This window comes from Streptomyces sp. CoH27 (genome assembly GCF_020181035.1).
Taxonomy (GTDB): Bacteria; Actinomycetota; Actinomycetes; order Streptomycetales; family Streptomycetaceae; genus Streptomyces; species Streptomyces camelliae.
Genome location: NZ_JAIQYY010000060.1, coordinates 12047 through 17028, shown reverse-complemented (window position 1 = coordinate 17028; position 4982 = coordinate 12047). Strand labels below are relative to the sequence as shown.

Below are 4982 nucleotides of genomic sequence, written 5' to 3'. Positions count from 1 at the left end.
GTTGGCCAGCACGTTCAGGCGGCCGCGGTGGGCCATGCCGATGACGACCTCGTCCAGACGGGACTCGGCCGCCGAGTCCAGGACCGCGTCCAGCAACGGGATGACGGACTCGCCGCCCTCCAGCGAGAACCTTCGCTGACCGACGTACTTCGTCTGCAGGAAGGTCTCGAAGGCCTCCGCCGCGTTCAGCCGGCGCAGGATGCGCAGCTGCTCCTCGCGCTCCGGCTTGGCGTGCCGGCGCTCGACGCGGTCCTGGATCCACTTGCGCTGCTTGGGGTCCTGGATGTGCATGAACTCGATGCCGGTGGTGCGGCAGTACGAGTCGCGCAGCACGCCGAGGATGTCGCGCAGCTTCATCAGGGACTTGCCGGCGAAACCGCCGACCGCGAACTCGCGCTCCAGGTCCCACAGGGTGAGCCCGTGCTCGACGATGTCGAGGTCGGGGTGCTTGCGCTGCTTGTACTCCAGCGGGTCGGTGTCGGCCATGACGTGGCCGCGGACCCGGTAGGAGTGGATCAGCTCGAAGACCCGGGCGGCCTTGGCGACGTCGTCGTGCGCGTCGGTCACGTCGGCGACCCAGCGCACCGGTTCGTAGGGGATACGCAGCGAAGTGAAGACCTCGTCGTAGAAGTCGTCCTCGCCGAGCAGCAGTTGGTGCATGGTCCGAAGGAACTCGCCGGAGGCGGCACCCTGGATCACCCGGTGGTCGTACGTCGACGTCAGGGTCATGGTCTTCGAGATGCCGAGCCTGTTCAGAGTGTCCTGGGAGGTGCCCTGGAACTCGGCCCGGTACTCCATCGCGCCGACGGTGACGATCGTTCCCTGGGCCTGCGGCAGGCGCGGCACCGCGTGGACCGTGCCGACGGCACCGAGGTTGGCGAGCGACAGGGTGACCCCTGTGCGCTCCTCCGGGGTGAGCCGGCCCGCCCGGGTCCGGGCCACGGCGGCCTCGCAGCTCTGCCAGAACGTCCTGAAGTCCATCGTCTCGGCCTGCTTGATGACCGCGATGTCCATCCGGTGCGCGCCGTTCGGCTCCACCACGTCGACGGACAGGCCGAGGCTGATGTGCTCGGGCTTGACCAGGGTGGGCTTTCCGTCTTGCACCGTGTAGCTGTGGTTCATGCCCGGATGGAGCCGCGCCGCTCGCACCAGGGCGTAGCCGACGAGGTGCGTGACGGACACCTTCCCGCCACGGGCGCGCTTGAGATGGTTGTTGATGACGATCCGGTTGTCGATCAGCAACTTGGCTGGAAACGCCCGTACCGATGTCGCCGTGGGAATGTCCGGGGAGGCGTCTGCGGTGGGGGCCGGGATCCGCTCCGGCGCCCCGGCGGGGGAGGTCGAAGGGGCAGGGATCGACCTGCCACCGGTGGCCTCGGACCGGGTCCCGGCGCCCGCTCTCTGGGAACCGAAGAATTCACGCCAGGACGGGTCGACCGAATCGGGGTCCTCACGGTACTGCCGGCGGATTTCTTCGACGACCCACTCATTGGCGCCGAAACTCTGAATCGGAACTGATCCCTCGGGCATCGGTATTCAACTTCCGTCGGTAACGAAAATCTCAGCGCGGAGACTACTCCGCGCTTCCGTTCATCTGCGGTGATTGGCCAGCAAAATAAGATCGGTTGCGGTTAGGCTGCAACTGCCAGGTTCCGCAGCCCACAAGGAGTACCCATGACCGCTGCAGCACTCGACTACGACGCCTGGATACGGACATTCGACGCAGGTTCGGAAAGCGGACCCGCGGTACCCGGACTTCGCCTCGTGTGCTTCCCGCACGCCGGGGGCTCGGCAAGCTTCTACTTCCCGTACGCCAAACTCCTGCGGCCCGGAATCGAGGTGCTGGCGGTGCAGTATCCGGGGCGGCAGGACCGGCGCGGTGAGCCTTGCCTGGACACGATCGACGCGTTGGCGGACCGGGCGGCCGAGGTGCTGAGGGTGCGTCACCCGAACGAGCGCCTGGCGTTTTTCGGCCACAGCATGGGCGCGGCAGTGGCCTTCGAGACGGCCCGGCGGCTGGAGCACGGACCGGGGCCGAGGGTGCTGCGCCTCTTCGCCTCGGGCCGGCGGGCGCCGAGCGTGTTCCGGCCGGAGTTCGTGCACCGTAAGGACGACGACGGGCTGGTCGCCGAGTTGCAGGCGCTCAGCGGTACGCATCCCGCGCTGCTCACCGATCCCGAGCTGCGTGCCCTGGTTCTCCCGACGATCCGGTCCGACTACCGGGCGATCGAGACGTACCGGTGTGCGCCGGGGGCCTCGGTCGCCTGCCCGGTGACCGTACTGATCGGGGACGCCGACCCCCGGGTCTCGGAGGCGGACGCCCGCCCTTGGGAGGAGCACACCCGCGGGGGGTGCGACCTGCGGGTGCTGCCGGGCGGTCATTTCTATCTGGAGCAGCAGAGGGACGCCGTCGTGGCCGGACTTCGGACGGCGCTGCGCGAGCATCTGTAAGCCGGCACTCGTGCAGTGACCGCTCGTCATGGCGGTCCCCCCACGCTCGCCGGCCGAGTCGGCATGTGGCGCCGCCCGCCGGGCGGCGCCACCGGGACGGCCGTCACCCCCGCCCACCTCGGCGCGCACCGCTGTGCGCGGCGTCCCCCGCCCACGCTTCGCATGTCACTCCCCCCGTGCCGGGCCGCCACCGGCCCGCCTCCACCGCTCGGCCGTCAAACTGCCCTCACCACGCAGACCGTCGCAGTAGACCGCGAGCATCCTGCCGGGCAGCTGCGCATCACCTGTGCGCTGCGCCGCGATCAGGGTGCTCGCCATGACGGCCATGAGATCGGCGACGGTCACGTCCTCGCGGACACCGGCCTCCTGAGCTCGCGTGAGCAGCTCGCCGAGTGCCTCGTTCAGGCCGAGGGCGGCTGGGCCCGTGACCTCGCCGACGTCGACCCCCGCCCCGATCAGGGCATCGACCAGGTCCTTCTTGACGCGACCCTCCTCCAGGACGTCGAAGAGGAAGCCGAACAGCACCCCGACGGGATCCGCCAGGCCGGTCAGCGCGCGGGCCTTCTGGGTCAGCCGCTGGATCCGGGTGATGATCACGGCCTCGAACAGCACCTCCTTGGTGGGGAAGTGCCGGTGCACGGTGCCCGGCCCGACGCCGGCGCGGCGCGCGATCTCGTCCAGCGAGACCGAGTGCCCTTCCACCGCGAAGGTCTCCAGCGCGGCGGCGAGGATCTGGTCGCGGTTGCGGCGGGCATCGGCGCGCAGCGGCCGTGGGGGCGGTGGCGCGTAAGGGATGGCGGAGTCCAGCCCCGTCGACTTCCCGACTGCCATGGCGCCTCCCGATCGTGACAACACCCCTGGCGAGTAGGCCTCAGGGCGGCTGAGGCCTTCGATTGTAACCGCACTTCGTTGACAACCGGGGCGGCGGCCCCGTATCGTCCGCAACCGGGTCCGTGGACCCGGTTAGCCCGACTGGCTCCACCCGTTCCTTCCATTCCGGGGAGTCCCCACCGTGTCAACTTCAGCGGCGCCAAGCCCCAACTCCGGTCTCCGCAGAGTGCTGCCCGGGCTGATGCTCGCGCTCCTGCTCTCCATGCTCGACGCGATGATCGTCACCACCGCTCTGCCGACCATCGCGGGTGACCTCGGCGGATTCAACCGCCTTTCCTGGGTCATCACCGCATACATCCTGACCTCCACCGTCTCCACCCCGCTCTGGGGCCGGATGAGCGACTTCTTCAGCCGCAAGCAGCTGCTCCTGGCCTCGATCCTGATCTTCACGATCGGTTCCGTACTCTGCGGTGTCGCCCAGTCCATGGGGGCGCTGATCGCCTTCCGTGCTTTCCAGGGCATCGGCGCGGGCGGACTGATGGTGGGCGTGATGGCGGTGATCGGCGTCATGGCTCCCCCGAAGGAGCGCGGCAAGTACCAGAGCTACATCGCCGCCCTCAGCGCGGTCGCCACCGTCGGTGGTCCGCTGCTCGGCGGCGCGCTCACCGACCACGCCTCCTGGCGCTGGGCGTTCTACCTCAACGTGCCGATCGCCGCCGTCGCCGTCTGGTTCGTGGCGGCCCGGCTCAACCTGCCGCACAACCGGGGCGCCGGCCGCATCGACTACCTCGGTGCCGCCCTCCTCTCCGTGGCCAGCACCGCCGTGGTCCTGTTCACCACGTGGGGCGGCAACCAGTACGCGTGGGGCTCGCCCACCATCCTCGGTCTGATCGCGCTGGCGGTGGTCGCTGTCATCGCCACCGTGGTGGTCGAGCGCCGGGCCGCCCAGCCGATCCTGCCGCCGCACCTGTTCCGCTCCCGCAACTTCGTGGCCAGCCTGGTACTCGGCTTCCTCGTCGGCATCGCCCTCTACGGCACCATCACCTACCTGCCGGTCTACCAGCAGAGCGTGCAGCATCTGTCCGCGACCAGCAGCGGTCTGCTGCTGCTCCCTGTGCTCGGCGGCATGCTGGTCGCCTCGATGTACAGCGGCCGGCTGATGAGCGAGTCCAGCCGCCACCGGCTGATCCTCCTGGCCGGCGGGGCGTTCCTGAGCGTCGGCTCGTTCCTGCTGTCCCTGCTGGACGTGAACACCTCCCGGGTCGTCGCCTCGGTCTACATGGTGGTCTTCGGCATCGGCCTGGGCCTGCTGTTCCAGAACGTCATGGTCATCACCCAGAACAGCGTCGAGCTGAAGGACATGGGCGTGGCCAGCGGCACCCTGACGTTCTTCCGCTCCGTCGGTGGCTCGTTCGGTACGGCGCTCTTCGCGGCCGTGTTCACCAGCCGGCTGACCGACTCCCTCAGCTCCAAGCTCTCCCCCGCCGAGCTGAGCGCCGTGCACTCCAACGGCGGTCGTGCGGGTTCGAGCGCGATCGAGTCGCTGTCCCAGTCGGCCCGCACCGCATACGTGGACGCCGTGGCCGGCGGCACCCAGAGCATGTTCCGCTGGGCCCTGCCGTTCTTCGTGGTCGCCTTCCTGGTGGCGCTGTTCCTGCGGGACAAGAGCAAGCAGGCGCAGGCGGCACAGGCCCCCGCAG

Annotated in this window: 4 protein-coding genes; 2 read left to right on the top strand and 2 right to left on the bottom strand. The window is 69.3% G+C overall.

Annotation, left to right across the window (positions count from 1 at the left end; genetic code table 11):
• The coding region (locus LE548_RS43615; RefSeq protein ID WP_225102596.1) for a 2-oxo acid dehydrogenase subunit E2 at positions 1-1530 on the bottom strand (1530 nt) is incomplete at its 3' end.
• A 144-nt stretch (positions 1531-1674) separates the two neighbouring features.
• Between LE548_RS43615 and LE548_RS43610 the strand changes: the two genes are divergently transcribed.
• A complete protein-coding gene (locus tag LE548_RS43610) occupies positions 1675-2451 on the top strand; it encodes a thioesterase II family protein (protein ID WP_225102595.1) in 777 nt (258 codons plus the stop codon).
• Positions 2452-2616: 165 nt separating this feature from the next.
• Here LE548_RS43610 and LE548_RS43605 read toward each other — a convergent pair whose 3' ends face one another.
• Positions 2617-3282, bottom strand: coding sequence for a TetR/AcrR family transcriptional regulator (locus LE548_RS43605; RefSeq protein WP_225102594.1), 666 nt, complete (start codon positions 3280-3282; stop codon positions 2617-2619).
• A gap of 181 nt (positions 3283-3463) precedes the next feature.
• On the opposite strand from LE548_RS43605, the gene LE548_RS43600 reads away from it, so the two are divergent.
• A partial coding sequence (locus LE548_RS43600; protein ID WP_225102593.1) for an MDR family MFS transporter occupies positions 3464-4982 on the top strand: 1519 nt, incomplete at its 3' end.